At 31.3% G+C, this 25,061-nt stretch carries 16 protein-coding genes and 1 riboswitch; of the genes, 8 read left to right on the forward strand and 8 right to left on the reverse strand.

Going from position 1 to position 25,061, the window contains the following annotated elements:
* Positions 1–72: 72 nt before the first annotated feature.
* Positions 73–504 (reverse strand): hypothetical protein, encoded by a 432-nt coding sequence (locus CCE28_RS14205; RefSeq protein WP_095134394.1) that lies wholly within the window; start codon positions 502–504, stop codon positions 73–75.
* Positions 505–795: 291 nt separating this feature from the next.
* A riboswitch (cobalamin riboswitch) is annotated at positions 796–998 on the forward strand.
* Positions 999–1,140: 142 nt separating this feature from the next.
* Here CCE28_RS14205 and CCE28_RS14210 point away from each other — a divergent pair.
* Together CCE28_RS14210 and CCE28_RS14215 are read left to right on the forward strand one after the other, a co-directional pair.
* Complete coding sequence (locus CCE28_RS14210) at positions 1,141–2,373, forward strand: aspartate-alanine antiporter-like transporter (protein WP_095134395.1); 1,233 nt, start codon at positions 1,141–1,143, stop codon at positions 2,371–2,373.
* Between the two features lie 62 nt (positions 2,374–2,435).
* Positions 2,436–3,938 carry an acetyl-CoA hydrolase/transferase family protein gene (locus CCE28_RS14215; protein ID WP_095134396.1) on the forward strand — a complete coding sequence of 501 codons (1,503 nt, stop codon included), beginning with the start codon at positions 2,436–2,438 and terminating at the stop codon, positions 3,936–3,938.
* A gap of 202 nt (positions 3,939–4,140) precedes the next feature.
* Here CCE28_RS14215 and CCE28_RS14220 read toward each other — a convergent pair whose 3' ends face one another.
* A complete protein-coding gene (locus tag CCE28_RS14220) occupies positions 4,141–4,818 on the reverse strand; it encodes a YczE/YyaS/YitT family protein (protein ID WP_141228371.1) in 678 nt (225 codons plus the stop codon).
* Positions 4,819–4,932: 114 nt separating this feature from the next.
* Positions 4,933–6,741, reverse strand: coding sequence for an oligoendopeptidase F (gene pepF, locus CCE28_RS14225; protein ID WP_095134398.1), 1,809 nt, complete (start codon positions 6,739–6,741; stop codon positions 4,933–4,935).
* A 340-nt stretch (positions 6,742–7,081) separates the two neighbouring features.
* Between pepF and CCE28_RS14230 the strand changes: the two genes are divergently transcribed.
* Together CCE28_RS14230 and murI are read left to right on the forward strand one after the other, a co-directional pair.
* On the forward strand, positions 7,082–8,404 hold the full coding sequence (locus CCE28_RS14230; protein ID WP_095134399.1) for a [Fe-Fe] hydrogenase large subunit C-terminal domain-containing protein: 1,323 nt from the start codon (positions 7,082–7,084) through the stop codon (positions 8,402–8,404).
* A gap of 148 nt (positions 8,405–8,552) precedes the next feature.
* The gene (gene murI, locus CCE28_RS14235; protein ID WP_095134400.1) at positions 8,553–9,377 is read left to right on the forward strand and encodes a glutamate racemase; all 825 of its coding nucleotides are present in this window, start codon (positions 8,553–8,555) and stop codon (positions 9,375–9,377) included.
* 40 nt (positions 9,378–9,417) lie between these two features.
* Here murI and CCE28_RS14240 read toward each other — a convergent pair whose 3' ends face one another.
* The 3 genes from CCE28_RS14240 to CCE28_RS14250 all read right to left on the reverse strand — a co-directional run bounded on the left by CCE28_RS14240 (position 9,418) and on the right by CCE28_RS14250 (position 14,015).
* The gene (locus CCE28_RS14240; RefSeq protein ID WP_176461838.1) at positions 9,418–10,893 is read right to left on the reverse strand and encodes a sulfatase-like hydrolase/transferase; all 1,476 of its coding nucleotides are present in this window, start codon (positions 10,891–10,893) and stop codon (positions 9,418–9,420) included.
* Between the two features lie 762 nt (positions 10,894–11,655).
* Positions 11,656–12,192, reverse strand: coding sequence for a TDE2712 family protein (locus CCE28_RS14245; RefSeq protein WP_095134402.1), 537 nt, complete (start codon positions 12,190–12,192; stop codon positions 11,656–11,658).
* A 251-nt stretch (positions 12,193–12,443) separates the two neighbouring features.
* Positions 12,444–14,015 carry a Na+/H+ antiporter NhaC family protein gene (locus CCE28_RS14250; protein ID WP_095134403.1) on the reverse strand — a complete coding sequence of 524 codons (1,572 nt, stop codon included), beginning with the start codon at positions 14,013–14,015 and terminating at the stop codon, positions 12,444–12,446.
* A gap of 188 nt (positions 14,016–14,203) precedes the next feature.
* Here CCE28_RS14250 and ytvI point away from each other — a divergent pair, with 188 nt between their 5' ends.
* Positions 14,204–15,256, forward strand: a complete 1,053-nt coding sequence (ytvI, locus tag CCE28_RS14255) for a sporulation integral membrane protein YtvI (protein ID WP_095134404.1) — start codon at positions 14,204–14,206, stop codon at positions 15,254–15,256.
* A 20-nt stretch (positions 15,257–15,276) separates the two neighbouring features.
* Here the strand turns inward: ytvI and gltB are convergent, their stop codons facing one another.
* Positions 15,277–19,755 carry a glutamate synthase large subunit gene (gltB, locus tag CCE28_RS14260; protein ID WP_095134405.1) on the reverse strand — a complete coding sequence of 1,493 codons (4,479 nt, stop codon included), beginning with the start codon at positions 19,753–19,755 and terminating at the stop codon, positions 15,277–15,279.
* A gap of 514 nt (positions 19,756–20,269) precedes the next feature.
* Here gltB and CCE28_RS14265 point away from each other — a divergent pair.
* Entirely contained in the window at positions 20,270–22,195 is a 1,926-nt protein-coding gene (locus CCE28_RS14265) for a type I glutamate--ammonia ligase (protein WP_095134406.1), read from the forward strand.
* Positions 22,196–22,248: 53 nt separating this feature from the next.
* Here the strand turns inward: CCE28_RS14265 and CCE28_RS14270 are convergent, their stop codons facing one another.
* Positions 22,249–23,433, reverse strand: coding sequence for an ABC transporter substrate-binding protein (locus CCE28_RS14270; RefSeq protein WP_095134407.1), 1,185 nt, complete (start codon positions 23,431–23,433; stop codon positions 22,249–22,251).
* A 235-nt stretch (positions 23,434–23,668) separates the two neighbouring features.
* Between CCE28_RS14270 and CCE28_RS14275 the strand changes: the two genes are divergently transcribed.
* Positions 23,669–24,640, forward strand: coding sequence for a mechanosensitive ion channel family protein (locus tag CCE28_RS14275; RefSeq protein ID WP_141228372.1), 972 nt, complete (start codon positions 23,669–23,671; stop codon positions 24,638–24,640).
* 166 nt (positions 24,641–24,806) lie between these two features.
* Positions 24,807–25,046 carry a FeoA family protein gene (locus tag CCE28_RS14280; RefSeq protein WP_095134409.1) on the forward strand — a complete coding sequence of 80 codons (240 nt, stop codon included), beginning with the start codon at positions 24,807–24,809 and terminating at the stop codon, positions 25,044–25,046.
* Positions 25,047–25,061 lie beyond the last annotated feature (15 nt).

The following is a 25,061-nucleotide window of genomic DNA, read 5'->3' on the forward strand; positions in this document are numbered from 1 at the left end:
CTTTCTATATTCTAATTTTTTCTTATTTTTCCTCTTTTAAGCAAAATAATACCCACATAAGGCTTATTCAACCTACTTGTGGGCATTAGGGCAAAAGTTATACTTTAATGAAAACTTTTCATCTTCATGTTGAACTTTAAATTTAACTTTAACTACATGCTCATTTACTTTAAGTCCATCATGAGAATAAAGGTATATTTCAACTTCATCATTAACTTTAAGATTAACTTTAACTTTATGACCTATATTAAATACATCATTTACCTCTGAACTAATAAATAAATATTTACTTATGAGTTTATCTGAACAATCTAATGTTAAATAATAAAGTTCTTCATTAACTTTATCCTTAACTTTAACTTTATGAAACTCCACATATATTTCTCCCATATACCCTTGTCCAATTATGGGACCTAAGTATATGCCTTTTCTAATAGAATCCTCTTTATATAAATAAAAATAATTCTTTCTGTCACTTGTATCCACTGAAAAATCATAATACATGCAAACACACTCCTTACTGGTTAATACATATATATGATACAAGCCCTATCTATGGAACACTTAATCTACATAAAAAATGAAATATTATAATTAATGTTCCACTTTATGTTTGATAATTATCTAACTTTTTAAGTTTTTACTTTTTATGAAAACACCTCTTATAACTTCTAATTACTCACTTACAAGAATTTAGCACAAAAAGACAACTTTCGTGCCATAAGAAAGAATATTACAAATATTGAATCTTTGTTGACATTTTCATATTTCTTGTTATACAATCACTTTAAACAATTCTATACGGAACTTTATGGTATTTTTAGTCTTTTAATTACAGGCTAAAAATTTAAAAGGGAAGTTTGGTGAAAATCCAACACGGTCCCGCCACTGTAATAGGGAGTAAACCTATGTTATACCACTGTTTTTATTTAAAAATGGGAAGGTATAGGTTTATGATGATCTTAAGTCAGGAGACCTGCCATAAAGATAAACGCCGTAATTACTCACGAGGATGAGGAGGTGTTATGATAAGGTCTTATGTAAAATAGCCATGCCTATTTTCACTACCTATTTGTAACTAATCTCTCTTGTGATAAGGGAGATTTTTTTATTTCATTTTATTAAGGAGGATATGTTTTTATGAATTTTGATTACGTAAAATTCGTCACGGATCCATTTGTACTAATATTTATGTCTGTCATATCGGGTCTAATTATAGGTAAATTTCAATACAAGAGAATCAAACTAGGCAATTCAGGTGGATTGTTCACAGGACTCTTTATTGGATGGTTTACTTACAAGAAATATGTAATTCCATATACTAATGATTCATCAATGCCTGCTTATGCACAAAAAATACTTTCAAATGGATTAGTTCCAAAGGAATTATTTTTATTTACCCTAATCTGCTTCATTGCATCTGTAGGTCTTTTAGCTTCCACAGATATAGGTAAGGTAGTAAAAAAATATGGTTTTAAATTTATGCTACTAGGTTTCCTAATTACCCTTACAGGAGCCCTTAGCTGTTATATTGTTTCTCTTTTAAATAAAAATATAAATATTTTTGCATTATCTGGTGTTTATGTGGGTGCATTAACAAGCTCTCCTGGATTAGCTGCCGCCCTTGAATCCGTTTCAGCTTTAGGAAAAGGTACAGAATCCATGGTAGGCCTTGGATATGCAGTTGGCTATATTCCTGGAGTAATAGTAGTTATATTCTCTATGCAGCTTTTACCTATAATATTTAAAATTGACGTTGAAAAGGAGAAAATTTCTTTCATACGTGAAATGGATAATGAAAAAGAAAAGATAGATTTAGACAATCTTAATTTTGAAATACTGCCCTTTTTATTTGTATGTATAGTAGGTTTTTTTATAGGACAAATAAAAATTTATTTAGGACCTGCAATCAATTATTTTAGTTTAGGCTCTACAGGTGGAGTATTAGTCTCTGCCCTACTACTAGGCCATATAGGAAAAATAGGTTTCATGAATTTTAGAATGGACACTAAAATTCTAAGTGCCATAAGAGATCTAACCCTATCCATATTTTTATCTATTGTAGGCCTTAGATATGGTTATTCTACTTTAACTAATATTAGGGGTGAGGGATTTATCTTACTATTTGTTGCCCTTTTATGTTCTTTGTTTGCAGTTCTTATTGGATTCTTAATAGGACGATATGTCCTTAAAATAAATTGGATTATGCTATCAGGTGCAATATGCGGAGGAATGACAAGTACGCCTGGACTTGGGGCAGCTATCGATTCATCTGATAGTGATTATGTGGCAACAGGCTATGGGGCCAGTTATCCCTTTGCTCTATTTGGAATGATAATATTCACCATTTTATTACAAAGAACTGTTATATAAAATAGACCTTAATTGAAACGACCTATTGATTCTACAATATTAAAATTTTAGGAGGATATGTTATGTGTTTAGATAGAATTAGAAATAAAGATTTACTAGATAGGGTCTGTTCCCCTAAGGAAGCTGCTATGTTAATTAAAGACGGAATGAATGTGGCCACAAGTGGTTTTACTCCTTCTGGATATCCTAAAGCAGTACCTATGGCATTGGCAGACTTAGTAAAAGAAACGGGTGAAAATATTAAAATCAATTTGTATACGGGTGCCTCTGTAGGTGAAGAATTAGATGGTATATTGGCAAAAAATAATTTATTAAATAAAAGACTTCCTTACCAAACTAACGAGAGTTTAAGAAACTCTACAAATAATGGTAATTGTGAATACTTAGATATGCACCTAAGTCACGTTCCCCATTATACTAAGCTAGGATTCTTAGGAAAAATTAATGTGGCAATTATAGAAGCTGTTGCCATAACAGAAGAAGGCCATATAATTCCTTCTACTTCTGTAGGAACTTCTCCAACTTATATACAAATGGCCGATAAGATTATTGTGGAAATAAATACTAGTCAACCTCTAGAACTAGAAGGTATGGCCGATATATATATGCCTAAAAAGCCACCCTTTACAAGGGCCATTCCAATAATGATGCCTAATGATAGAATAGGAACTTATTCTATCCCTTGTGAAATTGATAAAATAGCTGCCATAGTAGTTACTGATATAAAAGATAATGTAAGGCCACTGGCCCCTATAGATCCTATATCTGAAAAAATTTCTCATAACCTTATTGAATTTTTAGAAAAGGAAGTGGAATCAGGAAGATTAACAAATGAATTACTTCCTCTTCAATCAGGAGTAGGTAGTGTGGCAAATGCCGTTTTAGCAGGGTTAAATAATTCCAGCTTTAGGAATCTAGTATGCTATACGGAAGTTATACAGGATTCCATGCTAGATTTATTAGATAGCGGTAAAGTTTTATTTGCATCAGGAACATCCATAACACCATCTAGTGAAGGTTTAGAGCGATTTAAGGAAAATATAAAATATTATAAAGAAAAAATCATTTTACGACCACAAGAAATAAGTAATCATCCAGAGATTATTAGGAGGTTGGGCATAATAGCCTTGAATACAGCCATAGAAGTGGATATCTATGGAAATGTTAACTCTACTCATATTATGGGTTCAAAAATGATGAACGGGATAGGTGGTTCAGGGGATTTCACTAGAAATGCATATTTATCCATATTCACCACTCCATCTGTGGCTAAAAATGGTGCCATATCTTCAGTAGTGCCTATGGTATCTCATCATGACCATACAGAACACGATGTTATGGTTATAATAACAGAACAAGGTGTAGCAGACCTTAGGGGTCTTAGTCCTAAAGAACGTGCCAAGTGCATAATAGAAAATTGTTCTCATCCAGACTTTAGACCACTACTTAGGGATTACTATAATCACGCTTTAAAAAATAAGTCTAAGCATACTCCACACACATTAGATAAAGCCCTAAGTTGGCATACTAGATTTATTAATACTAACACTATGCATGTGGATTAATATGAAATACTAACCATATTCATTCCTATATCTATAAAGCTCCATAAATGAAAAAATTTTGACAGTGTTGAACATAACAACATGGGTTATTCACTTAATATAGAATAGAAACCCCACATTATTATATACACACTATATTAAGTCCTACTTACTTCACTGTCAGAATTTTTTCATTTATGGAGCTAAAATAGTTCCACATAAATTAATTTTTCACCATTTCCTGTGTTTCTATAAAATAGTCATATATCTTTCTTTGATTAGTTTTTTTCGGATCAAATCCATTGAATACAAATATTTTATTAAGTATATATCCTCCACAAAGTGTAACTATAACAGTACCTATTCCTACTATTCCTCCTAGTAAATATCCTACAACTAATACGGTAAGCTCAATTGCTGGTCTTATATAGGTGGCACTAAGCCCTGTTATTTTTATAAGCCCTACCATAAGGCCATCCCTTGGTCCTGCTCCTAATTCTTGTCTAATATAAAAATATACACCATAATTAAATATTAAAAGCCCCAAGAATAAGCTCACAACTTTTAATGGATAAGTTTCTGGCCTCCAAATTATATGTACTTTATCTATCATGTCTATAAACATTCCTATAAAATACATATTTAGTATAGTTCCCATACCTGGATATATTTTTAAAGTTAGTGAAAATAGTATTACAAGTATTCCTATGATCTGGGTTACTCTACCGAATTCAACGGCAAATTTATTAACTAGGCCTAAGTTAAGAGTTCCCCAACTGTTCATACCTATGTTTGCACCCTTCATTTGAGCAATCCCATAGGCACATAAAAAGAACCCTATAAATAGACTCGGTAATTTCTTCATATCTTCTAACATCATTTCCCTATTTATTCGCATCATTAATTCCTCTTTTTTCTCTTCTTTTCCTATACCATAACATATCTAATTACATTTTCCAATAGATAAAAATCTCAAATTTAGCTTTAAACTAAATTTGAGATTTCTGTAAATTTTTTAAATTAATTGCTCCATTTCATCTACTAATTTTCCAAAGGTCTTAAGAGCGCTGTCTATTGGTTCTGTCTTAGTCATATCTACTCCAGCCTTTTTAAGCTGGTTAATTGGATAATCACTACCACCACTCTTTAAGAAATTAATATACTTGTCAACGGCACCTTGACCATCATTTAATATTTGATTAGATAAAGATATGGCAGCCGAAAAACCTGTGGCATACTTATATACATAAAAGGCATTATAAAAATGAGGTATTCTTGCCCATTCCATCTTAATTAAATCATCTATAACTATGTTATCTCCAAAATATTTTTTATTTAAGTGTCTATACATGTCACATAATGTATCAGTGGTTAAGGCCTGACCCTTTTCCACCATTTCGTGAGTCATCTTCTCAAACTTAGCAAACATGGTTTGTCTATAGATAGTTCCCCTAAACTGCTCTAAGTAGTGATTTAAAAGATACTTTCTTTTTTCTTTATCAGTAGTAGTTTTAAGTAAATGGTTCATTAAAAGGGATTCATTCACTGTGGATGCCACCTCAGCTACGAATATTTTATAACTTCCATAGGTATATGGTTGAGTACTTCTTGTATAGTAGGAATGTAGAGAATGACCCATCTCATGAGCTAATGTGAATACATCATTTATAGTGTTTTGATAGTTTAAAAGTACATAGGGTGCACTTTCATAACTACCAAAGGAATAGGCCCCACTAGTCTTGCCTTCATTTTCATATACATCTATCCAGCCTTCATCAAAACCCTTTTGCAATATATCCATATACTCTTTTCCCAAAGGAGCTAGACCATCTTTAACTAATTCTTTTCCCTCTTCAAATGGTATTTTAGCTTTCATTTCCTTTACTATAGGAGTATATAGATCATACATATGAAGTTCATCTACCTTAAGGGCTGCCTTTCTAAGTTCCATATACTTATACATACTTGGCAGGTGTGATTCTACCGTGTCTATTAAATTATCATAAACGGATAGGGGTATATTGTCACTACTTAAGGATGCATCTAATGCGGACTTGTATTTTCTAGCTTTAGCATAAAAAACATCCTTCTTAACACTATAACCTAGAGTTGATGCAATAGTATTCTTTTGGGCTTCATAAGACTTGTATAAGGCTTCAAAGGCATCTTTCCTAACTCTCCTATCAGTACTCTTTAGTAGGGTTGTATATCGGCCCTGAGTGACCTCTACTTCTTTACCTTCTTCGCCTATTATGGTCCCAAACTTAATATCAGCATTATTTATCATGGAAAATATGCTCTTAGGAGCAGATGATATTTCTCCCATTTGCGCCAATAGATTTTCTTCATTCTTAGATAAGATATGTTTCTTTTGCCTAAACAACTCATCAAAGAAAAAACCATATACAGAAAGCCTTTCATCTTCTTTCATATATTTATGAACAGTTTCTTCTGGAATTTGAGTTAATTCTGGAGTTATAAATGATAATTTACTTTGCACCTCCACCACTACAGATTGGGCCTTATCACTCATGGCTTGATATTCAGTTACCCTATTGTCTTCATCCTTCTTCATCCTTGCGTATACAAATACATTCTCTAATTTTCTAGATATTTCATCATCTAAATTGAGTACTGTATATAAGGAATCTGCACTTTCTCCCAACTTTTCTGCATACTGTGTTATCTCATTAGCCTTTTCTCTTATAGTTTCTATGTCCTTTTCCCATTCATCTTTACTAGAATACATCTTTTCTAAATTCCACTTATATTTGTCTTCAATTTCACTCCTTTTTGGAATAGCATTTTCATTATTTGATTTCAATTTATACCCCTCCTCTTATTGTGAATAAATTGTATATATATACTCCCAAACTGTTGACAAAATATGTAATATTACAACTTGCAATATATGTAATAAAATTTAAACAATGAATTGTATATTTAAAATTTATTATAGGTAATTAAATTTATCAACAACTTAAGGAAATTATATGTATATAATCTATTATAATTATTTATCCTATTTATTATGATATATATCCAAAAGTCTTATGATTACCACACATTATTTTACCTGTTTTCGTTAAATAATAAACTTTTGTGTAGATAATATACTTTTATAGTATAATTATTTTATACAGCTTTTGTAAGGAGGGGTGTTAATGGATATACACACACATTCAGTTATATTGGATAAGGATGAATGCATTGGTTGTACTAACTGTATAAAAAGATGTCCTACAGAAGCAATAAGGGTTAAAGAAGGAAAAGCTAAAATCATAAAAAACAGATGTATTGACTGTGGAGAATGTATTAGAATTTGTCCACAACACGCCAAAAAAAGTATTTCTGATCCCATATCTTGTATTCATAATTACAAGTATAAAATAGCACTTCCAGCTCCAACTTTACTGGCCCAATTCGATAGCAAAGTCACTCCTGGCCAAATACTTGGTGCTTTAAAATTAATAGGTTTTGATCATGTATACGAAGTATCTAGAGGTGCAGATGTGGTCTCTAATTTTACAAGGGAATACATTAAAAATGCCACTACAACGCCTTTGATTTCATCATCATGTCCGGCCATTGTAAGACTTATAAGAATAAGATTTCCTAGCTTAATTGACAACCTTATACCTATAGAGTCACCTATGGAGGTGGCTGCAAAATTGGCTCGACAAAAGGCTAAAGAAGAAACGGGCCTTTCTGATGAAGATATAGGTGTATTTTTTATTAGTCCATGTCCCGCAAAGGTTAGTGCTGTAAAAAATCCGCTAGGGCTTCTACAGTCTAATGTTAATAACGTTATCTCCATAGAAAGTATCTATCCTCTTATAAAGAAAAAATTAGATGAAGTTTCTGATGACATTCCTGAATTTTACGATTCTGGTAAGGCCATTGGCTGGGCTCGATCTGGTGGAGAGACTTTCTCTTTAAATATTGAAAACTACCTTTGTGTAGATGGTATAGATCATGTGATCGAAGTACTAGATTCCATAGAAAATGAAAATTTAAAGGACATTGATTTTGTAGAATGTTTAGCCTGTGTAAATGGTTGTGTTGGTGGACCTTTAACTGTGGAGAATCCTTTTATTGCTAGAAATAAAATTAGAAAAATTTCTAATGAATATGATGTACAAAAGGAAATTAAATTAAAACAAACGGTGGATGAGTTCTTGTACAGTAAAGAAATCGTTCCTGAAAATGTTAGAAAACTAGATGATAATATATTAAAAGCCATGAAAAAAATGGAGCAAATAGATATGATTCACGAACTTTTGCCTAATTTAGATTGTGGTGCCTGTGGCTCCCCTTCTTGTCGTGCATTGGCAGAAGATATAGTATTAGGTTATTCTGATTTAGATGATTGTATGGTTTTATTTAGAGATAAAGTAAATTGTTTCTTACAAAAGCACCATATGGTCCTAAATGATGAAAATAATGTGACAGAAGATGAAGAATTTAAAAATACAAGATATGAATAATATGTAGGTCAATTAAGTTTATATACTAACTTTATTGGCCTATTATTATTTAATAAGATTATTTAACAATATGTTGATAAATAAATCTTCATAGGTTACTATTAAATATATGTATTTTTTTTAAGTGATAATAATTGGAGGTAATAATATGAATAATCGTCCTATAGGAGTCTTTGATTCTGGTGTAGGAGGACTTACAGCAATTCCCCACATACTAAGAGAACTTCCAAATGAGAGGTTAATATATTTTGGAGATACAGCAAGAACTCCCTATGGTTCTAAGGCAAAGACCACAATAAAACACTTTACTAAGCAAATAGTTGATTTCTTAATAAGTAATGATGTTAAGATGATAGTAATAGCTTGTAATACTATTACATCCACTTGTCTAGATTACTTACAGGAGTTATATCCACATATTCCTTTTATAGGTATAATAGAGCCTGCTGCTCAAAAGGTGGCTGAAACAAGCGGTGAAGATAACAATATAGGTATAATAGCCACAAAGGTAACTACCCGTGAAAAGACATACATAGAATCTATTCACAAATATAATCATAAATTAAGCTTATATGATAAATCTTGTCCCATATTCGTTCCACTTATTGAAGAGGGCATAATTGATAACGACATAATGGAATTATCAGTGAAGTATTATTTAGATGACTTTATAAAAGGCAATAGGATAGACACCCTAGTATTAGGATGTACTCACTATCCCCTAGTAAGAAAAACTATAAAAAAGATTTATCCTAATTTAAAGATAGTAAATCCATCCTTTGAAATAATAAAGAGTGTAAAGGAAACCTTAATAGAGGAAAATTTACTAGCAGACAATCCAAGTTATGAAAATACATTCTATGCCAGTGACTTGTCTGAGAACTTCATAAATATGATAAATTCCATATTTGGTGAAGCTAATGTTAAAATAGATTTTAAAAATTTCGATTTAGACGAACTTGATCATAAATAAAAGTAGGATTAAAATTAATCCTACTTTTATTTATAATATATTAGTTTTTGTAAATATAAGAATTTGACTCAGTTAATAGATTCTTTTTAGAATCAACTAGTTTAATCTGAATATTAGAACCACCTTTTAAGATATTTTTTTTCAGGTGAATTTCATTTTTGTTTACATATTTATATTTATGAGAATTGTTATTAATAAATAATAAGGAATTTGGATAAAAATTGTTGCCCTTAATTATTGCTTGGTTTCCTTGAATTATTACTTCTTTAATAGATATTTTGTTTAAATTTGAATTATAATTTGGATTTTCATTCACTATCCAATTTCTATACTTATCCTCAAAGACTCTATCCTCATAAAACATATTTTGTTGAACTAATAGGTAATCATTGTTATATGCTATATATTTTTCATTATCTGAATTAATAATATTTTTTTCCATATCTATGGCATACTTCCTATTTATTACAGGGATTTCCTTTGAGAATTCTTGTAAAAACTTAAAGTAATTAGGCATATCTAATTCAGCATAATCTAATAAATATGAACCCATAAATGATGTATTCAATAAACCTAAGTCCTGGGAAGTGGTTTTATAATTTGACCACAATATGAATGGTACAGAGCTCAATTTAATATCATTTTCATGGTTAAGATTATCTTTTGAAAGATAGGCCGCTTCATTGTAAACTTTATAATTTTGTCCTAGGAATGGTAAATGATCTCCAAAAAATAATACTATTGTGGGTTTTGAAAGCTTACTACAATAATCTGTTAATTTTCCCAATGCCTTATCTGCATCATAGGCACCTTGAGCATATGTTTGCAATATTTGTAATGATTCAGCACTAACATTAGCAGATACTTTAATATCTTTATTATGATCTTTATATCTATTATCATTAAATGGACCGTGGTTTTGCATAGTTACTGCAAAAACGAAAAGAGGGTTCTCTGACACTTCTAACTCTTTAATAATTGTATCCGTAAGATATTCATCCGAAATAAAAAATCCCTTCTTTATCGGATCAATAAGATATTCTTCGCTTCTGTATTCGTCAAATCCCATATGTTTATAGACTTCTCGTCTATTCCAATACCACCCTTTAAAAGTATGTATAGCCTTACAATTATAACCTTGACTCTTTAATATACTAGGTAAAGCCATTATAGGTGCCTTTATTTCGTTGGGATAAACCATATAGCCAGGCTTAAAATAATGAATAGAATTACCTGTAAGTAGTTCGAATTCACTATTTGCAGTACCACCACCAAAGGTTGGAGATTCTAAATGGCCATATATACTAGTTTCTTTTAATTTGCTTATATTTGCCGTAGGTGATGTACTAAACTCTATTCCTTTCATTACACTAGGATCCCAAAAGGCTTCACTCATAATAACAATTATATTAGGCTTGATGCCTTTGTTAACAGAATAATTTTTCTTATCATCTTTTAAATTTTTCATATTGCTCACTATATATTCTAATGATCCCTTTATTGGTTTATTATTCATATTTGATACAAAAGAGAGGATAAAACCGTCTTCTTCACAATTAATGTTTTCACTATCTAAAGAAATGCCTTTCACAAAATTAACATTTATAAGGCTAAATAGTAGAACTATAGAAATGATAGATGATATGAATCTTTCTTTCATTCTCAGTTTCAATTTTGGAAGGTTTATAATTAGAAATATTATAAAAGATACACTTATGAGAGATACAATCATTAATTTAATTATTTTGGGAGTTAACACCACATTTAAGATTGTAAATAGTTCATCATTCAAATAAAAATCATTAGGAATAAGGGGTATTCCTCTAAAGTTAATTTTTATACGATTTATTACAGAGAAAAGTATTATTAAGGTTGTCACAATGGAAATACCTATACGATAATTATTCAATATTGAAGTGAATAAAAGTATTAGTAAAGAAACTATAAATATATTCAAAAAAAGTGAAATAGGGTTAGAAAATAACCATATGAAGGTCTTGTATATACTACCTCTAAAAATATATTCAGAAATTATACCGAGAAAAATAGAAGATAATAATATTAAGAAGTATTGAAATTTGCTGCCAAAAAAAATATTTCCATACTCTTTTTGCTTTAACATAACATCACCCATTTTATTTAAAAGTTTTTGAAGAAAAGCTATTAATTCTATTAAATATATTCAATTAGAATGTCTAATCATATATATGCAATAATTTATTGAGAAATAACCTTTTCCCTATAAAGAGATATGAAAACAAAAAAGCGTAGATATAATCTACGCTTTCACAACTTCTAATAATTTTTCATATATAAACTCTTTTAAATCCGTCTCTCCTATAGTAACTTTTCCTTCTTCATATAGGTCTGGTTTAACTCTAAAGAAGTTAATTACAAGCTTGTTGCCCTTAACATAATATTCATCTATATGAGCTGGAGTGAATATTACTTCTATTTCTTCTAAGTCACTTTGTGCATTTTCATTTAATCTTTCTAATATGTCGTCTAAGTTTAATACCTTTAGTGGTTGTATCATCATCTTAGTATATTCTAAGTCTTCTAACATCCACATGTTGTTATTCCAAAATCTCATAGTCTTTTTATTACCAGACAACATTTCTCTGTTAGAAATAGCACTTAATACTTTTCTTACTGACTCTTCATCAAACTCTTCGTCATAAATAAGTTTCATTTCGTCAAAGTTAGCAAGATTAATTATGTACTTTTCTCCCACCTTTTCCTTTTCACTTGTTGATTGCCAAAAGTAGTCCATACCCTCAATTATGTCCATTTTTTTAACTATTCTTTTAACCATACTTTTTTCCCCCTCGTATATGTTAAATACTTTCCTCACTAATTATACTATAAATTTATAGTAAGTTCTAAGGATAAGAAAATTTAATCGCGATTATCGTTGAATTTTTTGATTATTATATACTTTTTCCATAATATCATTGTATTTATTCACTATTTTTCTTAGCATTCATATTAATTGTAATTTTACAGTATATATTGCAATTTCCTATAATTAAAAAAGGAGCAACCTAAGGCTACTCCTCAATTTATCTATAAAGCTTTCTTAGTTATTGAGTCAATACCATACTTTTTACTCGAATGGTTAGATAACATGTTCATTACAAAGTATAGAATAACTATACCAAGTGGTAATAATATGACAGGTCCTACTCCAACTAATCCATATAATAAGTACATTCCTATTGATACGGCTGCTACTGTTATAGCATAAGGTATCTGAGTTGTAACATGGTCTATATGATCTGCCCCTGAGAATATGGACGCAAGCACAGTGGTATCTGAAATCGGTGAACAGTGATCACCAAATATAGCACCTGAGAATACTACCCCTGCCATAGCAGAAACAATTGCCATATCTCCAGTCATCTTATATGCAAGAGGTATTGCTATAGGAGTTAATATGGTCATAGTTCCCCAAGAAGTTCCTGTTGCAAAAGAAATTAACATACCAAAGATAAATATAACTATTGGCAATAACCATACAGGCATATTTCCACCTATTAATGTGATTATATAATCCGCTAACTTCATATCTCCAGTTACAGATCCTAAAGACCAAGCAAGAACTAATATACCACAAGCTAATAACATTAACTTAAAACCATCTAGGAAAGTATCCATAGTTTCCTTTAAGTCCATAAGTTTACTGCTAAGAGACATGAATATACCACTTAAGGTCATGGCAAAAGCACCCCATAGAAGAGCTTTAGCAGCATCTGTGTTCCCTAATATCTCCATTAAATTTTCTCCTGGTCTTCCAGTCCACCAGAATCCAAATAAAGTAACGCCAACTAAAGCTATTAGCGGCACAAAGAAAGTGCTAAGTGTTGCTTTAGGATTTTCTTTAGGTTCTCCTAATTCATAACTTACATCCATCATAGGAGCTCCACCATCTCTAACTACTTTGCCCGTTGACATGGTTCTATGTTCTGCTTTAAGCATAGGACCATAATCTTTTCCTGTTAATATTAACATGAGAACAAATACTACAGATAATATACAATAGATATTATAAGGTATACTTCCAAGATAAACTGAAAAAGCTGATACACCATCTATACTAGCAGCATCTAAACCTGATTGCACCATAGATATTTGAAAAGCAATCCAGTCAGATAAAAATAGTGTAGCTACTGGTGCTGCCGTTGAATCTAGTATGTAAGATAATCTCTCTGAGGAGATTCTATTTTCATCACATATATCTCTAAATACTCCACCAACCATAGCAGCATTTACATAATCATTAAAAAATACTATAACCCCAAGTGCCCATGCGCCTACACCTGCTGCCTTTCTAGATTTAATTCTTTCTTTAGCCCATTTAGTTAAGGCCTTGCTACCTCCAAGTTTCCAAATAAACGCTACCCCTGAACCCATAAGTAAGTTAAATAATAATAATCTTGCATTCCAATCATCAGTTATGGAACCAACAATTGCATCTAAGGAATACTCAATTCCTGCAAAAGGATTTCCCCCTTGTATGATAATTCCTCCTGCTAAAATTCCCATAAATAAAGATACTAATACTCTTTTGGTTAAGAAGCATAATACTATAGCTACCAATGGTGGCACTAAAGTCAATATACCAAATCCACCTTCCATAAGATAACCCCCCTGTGATATTTTTAGTATAAACTCCCCCCTTTCTTAATATTTTGTATTTTCTGAATCTTCTAATTCATATTATATCATAGTTAAATTGCCTGTATAGATTTAATCGTTTGTATTATTTTTATGAATGTCTACATATAATTACATATATTTATCTATCTTCAAATGGAGGGAATAATATGGAATACTTTAACAATAAAGTCTTTACTTCTACAGTTAAAATACTTTTAGCCCTTGTAATAGGCGCAATTTTCTACTTTTTTTCCACCACACTCATTTCATGTATTTTGCCCTTTGCCTTTGCCCTTGTCCTATCCTATTTCATAGAGCCAATTGTAAATTTTTTGTCTAATTATTTAAAACTACCCCGAAGTTTATCAGTTTTTATTATATTGTTTATTTTTTTAATCGGAACTTTTACTATTATTTTGTTAATAGGAAGTATAATCGTAATGGAACTTAATAAATTATCTGTTAATCTACCCCTTTATGCTGAAAATGTGCAATATCACATTATAAATTTTAATACAAGGATTCATAGCATTTATGCCAAATTGCCTCCTAACGTTTCTCAATCTATCAATAATGGATTATACATTATAATTAAAAACTTATCAGTAGTAATCACTAAAGCCATTTCTTCATTTTTAGGAATAATATCTAAAATTCCTAATTTCATACTATTTTTGCTAGTAACCATCATATCAACTTTTTTCATTAGTAAGGATAAAGAAAGACTAGAAGATTTTTTCTTAAAAAAGATTAATAATAATTACAAAGTAAAAGGTCTTCAGTTGAAAAATTCTTTGATCTATGCCTTTATCGGTTATGTAAAAACTCAACTCATATTAATCACTGTTACCTTCTTAGAAAGTTTTATAGGCCTATTTTTCATAGGAATAGATTACTTTATTTTAATAGCCTTTTTAGCATCCTTAGTAGACCTTCTACCCATATTAGGAGTAGGTAGTGTTTATATACCCTTATCCACATATTATTTTTTAATGGGAAATACAAAAATAGGTGTCGGCATCCTTTGTCTATATTTCTTTATAGTTTTAGTAAGACAATTCTTAGAACCCAAAATTTTAGGTAATCAAATGGGTATATACCCTTTAGTTACTTTAATAAGTATGTACATAGGCCTTAAGTTATTAGGTATAATAGGCTTAATTCTAGGCCCTATCATTGCTGTACTTTTTGTGAACTTATATAAAATAGGAAGTAATTAAATTACTTCCTATTTGGTGTTTTATTCTTCTATTAGTTTTTCGTATACTGGAGATACTACCTTCTTAAATTTTTCTACATAAGTTTCCCAATTATCTATAATACACTTTGCCTTAGGACTCTTTGTATAATCATGGTGACATTTTATTAGCTCTTTTAATTTATCCTTATCCCTATTATTTAAATTTTTAACCTGTACTATTTCATCATTATACTTATCTTTCACCTGATTCTTTTCATCTAAAATGTAAGCTATACCACCACTCATACCAGCACCAAAATTCTTACCTATAGGACCTAATACAACCACTACTCCTCCAGTCATATACTCACAAGCATGATTGCCTACTCCTTCAACTACAGCTGTAGCTCCACTATTTCTAACAGCAAATCTTTGACCTACTATACCGTTTATAAACACCTGACCTGATGTGGCTCCATATAATATGGTATTACCTGCAATCATATTATCCTCTGGAGTAAATCTACATTTCCTTGGAGGTTTAATAATAACTTTTGCACCACATAATCCCTTTGCCACATAATCATTAGAATCTCCTTCTAATATGAAAGTAATTCCCTTCATACCAAATGCTCCAAAACTTTGACCTGCTGACCCTTTAAACATAATTTTAATAGTATCCTCTTTTAGTCCATCATCTCCATATTTTTTTGCGATAACACCACTTAGCATAGTTCCTACAGCCCTATCCGTATTCTTAATATTAAATTCACCTTCAACCTTTTTACCATCTTCTATGGCATCCTTTGATAATTCTATTATCCTTCTATCTAAAACTTCATATATCTTGTGTTTTTGTTTTATTATATTCTTTCCTACAATCCTAGAAGGAAGTTCCGGCTTATATAGTATTGGTGTTAAATCTAAATTCTTTATTTTATCCATGTGAACATTTTTTATTTCTAATAAATCCACTCGCCCAATCATATTATCTAATTTTTTAAATCCTAACTGAGCCATTATCTCCCTAATCTCTTGAGCTACAAATTTTAAATAATTAATTATATGCTTTTCTTTCCCTTTAAATTTATGTGCCAATCCTTCGTCTTGGGTGGCAATTCCCACTGGACATTTGTTTAAATGACATTGTCTGCACATTATACATCCCATGGCTATAAGACAAGTAGTTCCAAATCCATATTCCTCTGCTCCTAGAAGGGTAGCTATTACTATATCCCTTCCAGTTCTAATCTTTCCATCCACTTGAAGAACTACTCTACTCCTTAAATCATTTAATAGTAACGTCTGTTGAGCTTCTGCCAGTCCTAACTCCCATGGAAGGCCCACATATTTCATAGAACTTATAGGTGAAGCTCCCGTTCCCCCATCTCCTCCACTTATCATTATTACATCTGAAAAGGCTTTAGCAACACCTGCCGCCACAGTACCTATTCCTATTTGAGATACTAATTTTACTCCTATACGTGCTTTTGTATTTACATTCTTCAAATCAAATATTAATTGGGCTAAGTCCTCTATGGAATATATATCATGATGGGGCGGAGGAGATATTAAATCAATTCCACCTATGCAATTACGTACCTTGGCCACATGAGAAGTTACCTTATTTGCAGGAAGATGGCCTCCTTCTCCAGGCTTTGCCCCCTGTGCCATTTTAATTTGAATTTCATTACAATTAGAAAGATAGTTGGCTGTTACTCCAAACCTAGCCGTTGCCACTTGTTTAACAGCACTTCTTAAATTAGTATGATACCTATCCTGTTCTTCTCCACCTTCTCCACAATTACTAGTACCTCCTATTTTATTCATGGCTGCTGCTATAGTCTCATGGGCTCTTTTGCTCAAAGATCCAAAGGACATACCTGATACGGTAAATCTTTTCACTATCTCATCTACACTTTCAACTTCATTAATAGAAATGGCATTACTTTCTTTAAACTTAAATAAAGAACGAATAGCTCCAATTTTTTCATTTTCCTCATTAACTTCTTTAGCATATCCTTTATATGTGTAGTAATCATTATCTATACAGGCTCTTCTCAACCTTTTTACCATTAGGGGAGTGATCATATGATATTCACCCTCTGAAGAATAGGATAATTCCCCTCCTATTTCTAACTCCTCATAATCCTTTCCAAACTTTTCATAGGATTTGGTATGTCTCTTTATTACATCCTCTCCTATTTTATCTAGGCCTATGCCTGATAAGACCCATGGTGTATTAGTAAAATATTCGTCTACTACATTTTCACTAATACCTACACACTGGAATATCTGAGCTCCATTATAACTTTGTAATGTAGATATACCAACCCTTGATAATATCTTTAGTAATCCCTTTGATATGGCATTAATGTAATTTTTAAATCCTTCCTCTAGATTACCTACCTTATTAATTTCACTGCTATTTTCAACTAAATTTCTTATGGTATCATATACCATATATGGATTAATAGCTTTAGCTCCATATCCTATTAATAGGGCCATATGCATTACATTCCTAGCATCTCCCACTTCCATAATTATGTCTGTAGACGTTCTTAGCTTCTTTTTAAGTAAATGATGGTGCACTGCTCCTAATGCTAATAAACTAGGAATAGGACCATTAAATCTCCCTATGGATCTATCGCTTAATATGATAATATTGTATCCTTCCATAACACTTTCTTCTGCTCTTTTCCGTAGATGGTCTAAGGCCTCTTTTAATCCATTTGGTTTATCTATTTCAAAAGTTATAGGAATAGTTATAGATCTAAAATTATCATCATTTAAATGTCTTATATCTTCCATACATTTATTGTCTAATACTGGTTCCTTCAAATAAATATACTTATAGTTCTTATCTATCTCTATTTCATCCACATAAATCCCATGATTTCCTATAAACTGGGTCAATGACATTACGTTCTTTTCTCTTATAGGATCTATTGGAGGATTTGTTACCTGGGCAAAGGACTGTTTAAAATAATCAAATAATAATTGATGTCTTTTAGACAATACAGCTAATGGAATATCTATAGCCATGCTTCCTATAGGTTCCCGACCATTTTCAATCATATATTTTATTACCTTATCCATTTCCTCCTTCGTATAACCGAATATATTTTGTTTTAACAATAATGTTTCTATACGCATTTTCTTTATTTCATAGGGTTTATTAATTTCATGTAGGTTTACCCTATTTTCATTTACCCATTTACTATAGGACCAATTTCTCACTGCCTTATATTTTATTTCCTCATCAGGTATGACTCTCCCCTCAGTAGTATCCAATAGTAATATCTTACCCGGTTCAATCCTTCCTTTTCTTTCTACATTTTCGTCAAATACTTTTATAGCTCCCACTTCTGATGCCATAATTATGCGATTGTCTTTTGTTATTATATACCTGGCTGGTCTTAGTCCATTTTTATCTAATATAATTCCTATTTTTCTACCATCTGTAAAGGATATGGTAGCAGGCCCATCCCAACCTTCCATTAATCTTGCAAAATATTCATAAAAACCCCTTTTTCCAAAGTCCATAGTTTTATCATTTTGCCATGCTTCTGGTATTAACATCATCATCACATCTTCAATAGGGTAGTTATTAGCAATAAAAAATTCCAGTGCATTGTCCAAGGCAGCAGAATCACTACCACCACCTTCTATTATTGGAAAAATCTTTTCTATTTCTTCTCCAAAGGTTTTTGATTTTAATACACCTTCCCTAGCGTTCATATGGTTTATGTTCCCTCTAATAGTATTTATCTCACCATTATGGGCCAAATATCTAAAGGGTTGAGCTAACTTCCAGGAAGGGAAAGTGTTAGTGCTATATCTCTCATGAACTATGGCCATGCCTGTTTTCATTCTCTTATCTTTTAAATCTAAATAAAATTCATCTAGTTTATATCCTAAAATTTGCCCCTTATAAACTATGGTCCTAGTAGATAAACTACATGTGTAAAAATTTTCCATATAATTTTTCTTAGAATCTAATATTATTTTTCTTACACGCTTCCTTATTATCAATAATTTCTTATTAAATTCATCTTTTGATAATTCCTTACTTTTAATAAAAATCTGCATTATACAAGGTCTAGTGGCAACTGCTAATTCTCCACATATGTTTTCATTAATAGGTACTTCTCTCCATCCAATAAATCCTTGCCCTTCATCCCTTATAACTCTTTCATATACTCCCTCACAAAATAGCTTTGCATTAGGTTGTCGTGGCAAAAATACCATACCTACTGCATATTTCCCTTCCTCTGGTAATTCTATCCCAATCTTTTTTGTTTCTTCTATTAAGAATTCATGGGGGATTTGAAGCATTATTCCTGAACCATCTCCAGTCCTTTCATCTGCACCTACAGCACCCCTATGTTTTAAGTTCTTTAATAATTCCAAGGAATCTTCCAATATTTTATAGCTTTTATCTCCCTTTAAGTTGGCTATAAATCCTACTCCACAACTATCTTTTTCCATATGTGGATTATATAAGCCTTGCTTATCTGGCAATTCAGCTCTTCGCATTTTTTCCTCTCCCCCTTTTTGAAATTTTTATTTTTAAATAATTCATTTTTCTGACAATTAGATTGTATAGTGAGAGATTATATCACTTCTCTTAATTTTTATCAACTCTTATTTTTGGTAGCTTTCTTGCCATTTTTTTGGCTTTTTTTTCTAAAAAGAAAAATATTTTTTTTTCCAAAAATACGTGATAACGATTTCCTTTTTCATTTTTTGCAGTTCATAAGTTCCCCACTTGCTTTTTTAATGCTATTTACATTATTCCTACATCATGTTATAATGTTCGCTATATAGTTAATTAAATACATGAACAAATTTTTAATTTTAACTATTATTGTTCACGTTTAAAATTAATAATCAGATCATAATATAATGATAATCATTCACAATTAGAAATTTTCTTAATAATATATTAATATGTATCTTATAAACTCTACAGGGTAACTCTATTAATATTCAAACACGAGGAACTTACCATTTCTCATGTAATATAAAAATAAATAGAAGAGGTGATATTATGACAAAAGATTCAATTACTTCAAACGTTAATAAGCTATTATTCTTAATAGAACCAAAGGACCATTCAAAGGAGCAGATCTCCACATTATTAAAGGCCAATCCACAGATAAAGTTCGTATCTTTAATGGGTATTGATCTAGGTGGAAATGCTACTGATGAAAAAATTCCTACAGTTGCATTTTTAGAGGATTTAGATAACTTCCTAGTAAATGGTGTTCAAACGGACGGTTCTAGTGTTGTGCTACCTGAAATTGCCACATTAAACAATGCACAAGTAGATATTATTCCAGATTTAAATGTTAATTGGTTTGTAGATTATAATTTTAGTCACATGGATGCAGATACAAATTTACCTGTAGGTACTCTTAGAATTCCATCTTTTCTAGTTCACGACAAAAAGAGAGTAGATTCTCGTTCTATACTAGAGAGATCCATAGAACATTTTAAATCAACATTACTTGAATTATTAAAAGATCATCCATATGCCTTAGAAAATATAGGTGTATCTTCCTTTGAAGATATAGAAAAAATAGTATTTACAGCTGCTACAGAATTAGAGTTTTGGGTTAAAACTCCTGATGACAGAACTAGCGTAGAGCAACTATCCACATCTCAAGTTTTAAAGGAACAATATTGGAAGCGTACCATTGGACCTGTTCGTACTGCCATGGAACAATCTTTATTATTCTTAGATCACTATGGACTAGTGGCAGAGATGGGACATAAAGAAGTAGGTGGAGTTAAGGCTCAACTTACCGGAGACGGTAGATTCTCTCACATTATGGAACAGCTAGAAATAGACTGGAAATATTCATCAGCTGTTCAAGCTGCTGATAACGAACTTTTATCCAGGGACATTATTAAAGACGTATTTATGTACAATAACTTAGATGTTACATTCATGGCAAAACCTGTTGAAGGTGTAGCTGGAAGTGGTGAGCATACACACGTGGGAGTTGCTCTTAAATTAAAGGACGGTTCTAGAAAGAACCTATTCTCACCAAAGGATATGACTTCTGACTTTATGAGTCCAGTAGGATATGGAGCTTTAATGGGTATTCTTAAGAATTATGAAGTAATAAATCCTTTTGTAACAGCTACTAATGATGCTTTAAATAGATTAAAACCAGGATTTGAGGCTCCTATATGTATAGTATCATCATTAGGATATGCACCAGACGTTCCATCACGTAATAGAACTATATTAATTGGTTTAATTAGGGATATGACTAATCCTCTAGCTACTAGATTTGAGCTACGTTCACCAAATCCAACTAGTAATATATACTTAGTTTTAGCTTCCATGTATCAATCCATGTTAGATGGTATTAAATGTGCTCTAGAGAATGATAAAACTTGTGATGAATTATTAAAGGAACTTTCAAAACCAGCTGAGGCTGAAGGTTTTTATCTTGAAAAAGGACGCGCATATAGAAGTGAAAAGGATGTATTTGACGATTATACAGAAGAAGAAAGAAATGGTTTGTTCGGAATTCCTCCTAAAACAGTTTGGGAAAATATACAAGGATTTGATAGTAGTATAGATAAGAAGGAAGTTCTTTTATCTGGTGGAGTATTTAGTGAGGCCATTTTAAATTCATATAAAGAAGCCATTTTGAGTCAGTGGGCTACAGAATTATATAATAGAATTGTTCCTAATAATGTGAACTTTGTAAGAAAATGTCAAAAAGTCCATAACGGAGAATATGCTACAGACTTGGATTTAGTTAATTGGGAACAAATTAATTATTTAAGATATTCTTTAATGAAGGATAGATTAAATAAAAAATGTCTATTTACTAAACTAAGAGATTCTATAGATAAAAATGATTTCGATACGGCATCGGAATTGCAAATAGAAATGAGAAGTAAAGTAGATGAATTGAAAGAATTATACTCATTATATAAGAGAAACTTATTTTAAATAGAATATAATGAATAAAGGATGCCTTAAGGCATCCTTTATTCATTATTAATCTATTTAATTGGTTCTACCGTATCTAAATACTTGAATTTTCCATCTTCAACAACTTTTATAACAGCACTCTTAACAGCATCTCCATTATTATCTAAAGTAATGACACCAGCTGCCCCTTGAAATTCTTTAGTCTGAGCTAAAGCATCCCTTATGTCCTTTGGTTCTGAGGAATTAGTCCTTTTTATGGCATCTAACAACATTATATAAGCATCAAATCCTAGAGCTGTAACAGATGCAGGTTCCTTTTTATATTCTTCCCTATAGGCCTTTAAAAACTCATCAGACATGGGAGTTATAGGTTTCTCAGAGGTAAAGAAAGTAGACATTACAATACCTTCTACTGCATCTCCACCAATTTCAATAAATTCTGGTGTCTCCCAAGTATCTCCACCTAACAGAGGAATATCTATTCCTTGTTGTTTAGCCTGCTTAACAATAAGTGCACTTTCTATAAAGTTACCTGGAGCAAATACCACATCAGGTTTTAATTCCTTAATTACATTTAACTGAGCTGTAAAGTCCTGATCCCCCGTATTGTAACTAGCACTACCTACAATAGCATTTTCATCACCTGTTAACTCTTTAAAAGCATCCGTAAAGAATTTTGACAATCCTACAGAGTAGTCGGACGAAATCTCTTGAATTATGGCAGCCTTCTTAGCCCCTAAATTGTTATAAGCATAATTTGCCATAACAGTTCCTTGGAAAGGATCTATAAAGCAAACTCTAAAATAATAATCATTACTCTTAGTTACTAGTGGATTAGTACAAGATGCCCCTATTGCTGGAACTTGGGATGTTTTTACTGCATCTCCTGCAGCCATAGATAGGGAACTTCCCCAACTTCCTATAATAGCACTAACCTTTTCCTTTTCAATAAGTCTTGCAGCTGCATTGGCAGCCTCAACCTTATCAGATTTATTGTCTACAATTACTAACTCTACTTTTTTACCCAATACCTCTGGATACATTTTATTAGCCAACTTTACTCCCTCTAACTCAATGGCTCCACCAGCTGCATTAGGCCCTGTTAATGGTTCAAACACACCTATTTTTATTACATCTTCTCCTCCATCTCCATCTTCCTTAACTGTTTCTTGCTTTTGTACACATCCTGATAAAAAAGTTCCTAGAATTAATACTGCAATTAATAATATTCCTATCTTTTTCCCAAACTTGTACATAGCACACCCTCTCTTTCTTGATTTTTATGTTTTTATCACATTTGCCATATTCTATTCAATATCTATGCACATTTATTATTAAATATCCCTCTAAAAAGTCTCCTATGAATCTACTGAATATGATTTCACCATGTTGCACAACATAATATTTAAGAACTAGGTTTTTTACTAAGGGATGAGAAAAAAATAAATTCCATATTTCACGAAGGAAGTTGAACTTTTTTCAAGGCGTCAAGTGGCGAGCATATTAGGAATATGTATGCTACTTGTCAACGTAGAAAAGTATTCAAGTAACAAGTGCAATATGAGAGTTATTTTTAGAACATACCTAAATAAGGAAGGTACCCATATGGAAGTTTCAAAGCTTATAAAAGAACTATATACAACTACAGATATTAAGCCATTTATAAATTCTCTCATAATACTGGCAGTTTCTTTTTTATTATTAAAATTAGTCATGTTTTTAACTGAAAAAATAATAAAAATAACTAATTTTAATGAGCAAAAAGAAAAGACCGTTAAGAGTATTGTAGATTCTTTAGCTGCCTACTTTATCCTCTCCCTTGCCATCTTAAATATTTTAAGTGAATTTGGAATTATTCAGAAATCTACCATATTAACTAGTGCGGGAATAATAACAGTCATTGCTGGTTTAGGAGCTCAAAACCTTATAAAAGATGTTATAAATGGTTTTTTTATATTATTTGAAAAACAAATGACCATAGGAGATGTGGTTAATATAAATGATCTATATATAGGAACTGTGGAAGATATTGGTCTTAGAACTACTGCCATAAGAGATTTTTACTTGAAGAAAATATACATACCTAATGGAGAAATTAAAACTTTAAAAAATTATTATAAGGAACAGGCTAGAGTCATATTAAAAATAGTAGTTCCCTTTGAAGAAAATCAAGAAAAGGTATCTAACCTTTTAAAGGATGCCTGTACATATTTAAACGAAACCTATGATGATAAATTATACAAAGTTGGGAATATTGCCTATTGTGAATTTCATTTATATGGCATAGTTTCATTAGATGGTACTATAGGAGGTGCTAAGTACTTAGTCATGGGCGTAGTACATGCTGAAGAACAATGGTCCATGCGAAATAGAAGTTATGAGCATATACTAAAAGTCTTTAATGACAATGGAGTTAGAATAGCTTATCCTAGATTATATTCATACGATAAAACTAATATTTAAGGTATTAATACCTTATTCTTCTTTCATAAGGTTATAGTTTTTATTAATTATACATATTTAATTAGTAAAAACTGTAACCTTATTTTAATTTTCCCCATACTATAACATTAGATAAGGCTAATATGTTAGCCTCATCTAATATTATGCATTTTAAAGGAGGAATCCTATGGATAATAATGAAGTGAAACTTTCTAATTTAAAAGTTGGAGATAAGTGCAAGGTAGTATCCTTATTATGTGTGGGTCTTACAAGAAGAAGAATGCTTGATTTAGGACTTATTCCCGGTTCCTATGTGGAAGTTATTAGAAAAAGTCCTTTAGGAGATCCCATAGCATATAACATCCGAGGTGCTACTATAGCCCTTAGAAAAGAAGAATCATCACAAATATTGGTAAATTTGATTTAAGAAAGGAGTGCTAAT

Source organism: Anaeromicrobium sediminis, from assembly GCF_002270055.1.
In the GTDB taxonomy this organism is placed as follows: domain Bacteria; phylum Bacillota; class Clostridia; order Peptostreptococcales; family Thermotaleaceae; genus Anaeromicrobium; species Anaeromicrobium sediminis.

Bases quoted from the DNA above. Each gene is read 5' to 3' on its own strand.
- CCE28_RS14205 (WP_095134394.1), bottom strand. From the start codon at position 504: ATGTATTATGATTTTTCAGTGGATACAAGTGACAGAAAGAATTATTTT.
- CCE28_RS14210 (WP_095134395.1), top strand. From the start codon at position 1,141: ATGAATTTTGATTACGTAAAATTCGTCACGGATCCATTTGTACTAATA.
- CCE28_RS14215 (WP_095134396.1), top strand. From the start codon at position 2,436: ATGTGTTTAGATAGAATTAGAAATAAAGATTTACTAGATAGGGTCTGT.
- CCE28_RS14220 (WP_141228371.1), bottom strand. From the start codon at position 4,818: ATGATGCGAATAAATAGGGAAATGATGTTAGAAGATATGAAGAAATTA.
- CCE28_RS14230 (WP_095134399.1), top strand. From the start codon at position 7,082: ATGGATATACACACACATTCAGTTATATTGGATAAGGATGAATGCATT.
- murI (WP_095134400.1), top strand. From the start codon at position 8,553: ATGAATAATCGTCCTATAGGAGTCTTTGATTCTGGTGTAGGAGGACTT.
- CCE28_RS14240 (WP_176461838.1), bottom strand. From the start codon at position 10,893: ATGAATAATAAACCAATAAAGGGATCATTAGAATATATAGTGAGCAAT.
- CCE28_RS14245 (WP_095134402.1), bottom strand. From the start codon at position 12,192: ATGGTTAAAAGAATAGTTAAAAAAATGGACATAATTGAGGGTATGGAC.
- CCE28_RS14250 (WP_095134403.1), bottom strand. From the start codon at position 14,015: ATGGAAGGTGGATTTGGTATATTGACTTTAGTGCCACCATTGGTAGCT.
- ytvI (WP_095134404.1), top strand. From the start codon at position 14,204: ATGGAATACTTTAACAATAAAGTCTTTACTTCTACAGTTAAAATACTT.
- gltB (WP_095134405.1), bottom strand. From the start codon at position 19,755: ATGCGAAGAGCTGAATTGCCAGATAAGCAAGGCTTATATAATCCACAT.
- CCE28_RS14265 (WP_095134406.1), top strand. From the start codon at position 20,270: ATGACAAAAGATTCAATTACTTCAAACGTTAATAAGCTATTATTCTTA.
- CCE28_RS14270 (WP_095134407.1), bottom strand. From the start codon at position 23,433: ATGTACAAGTTTGGGAAAAAGATAGGAATATTATTAATTGCAGTATTA.
- CCE28_RS14280 (WP_095134409.1), top strand. From the start codon at position 24,807: ATGGATAATAATGAAGTGAAACTTTCTAATTTAAAAGTTGGAGATAAG.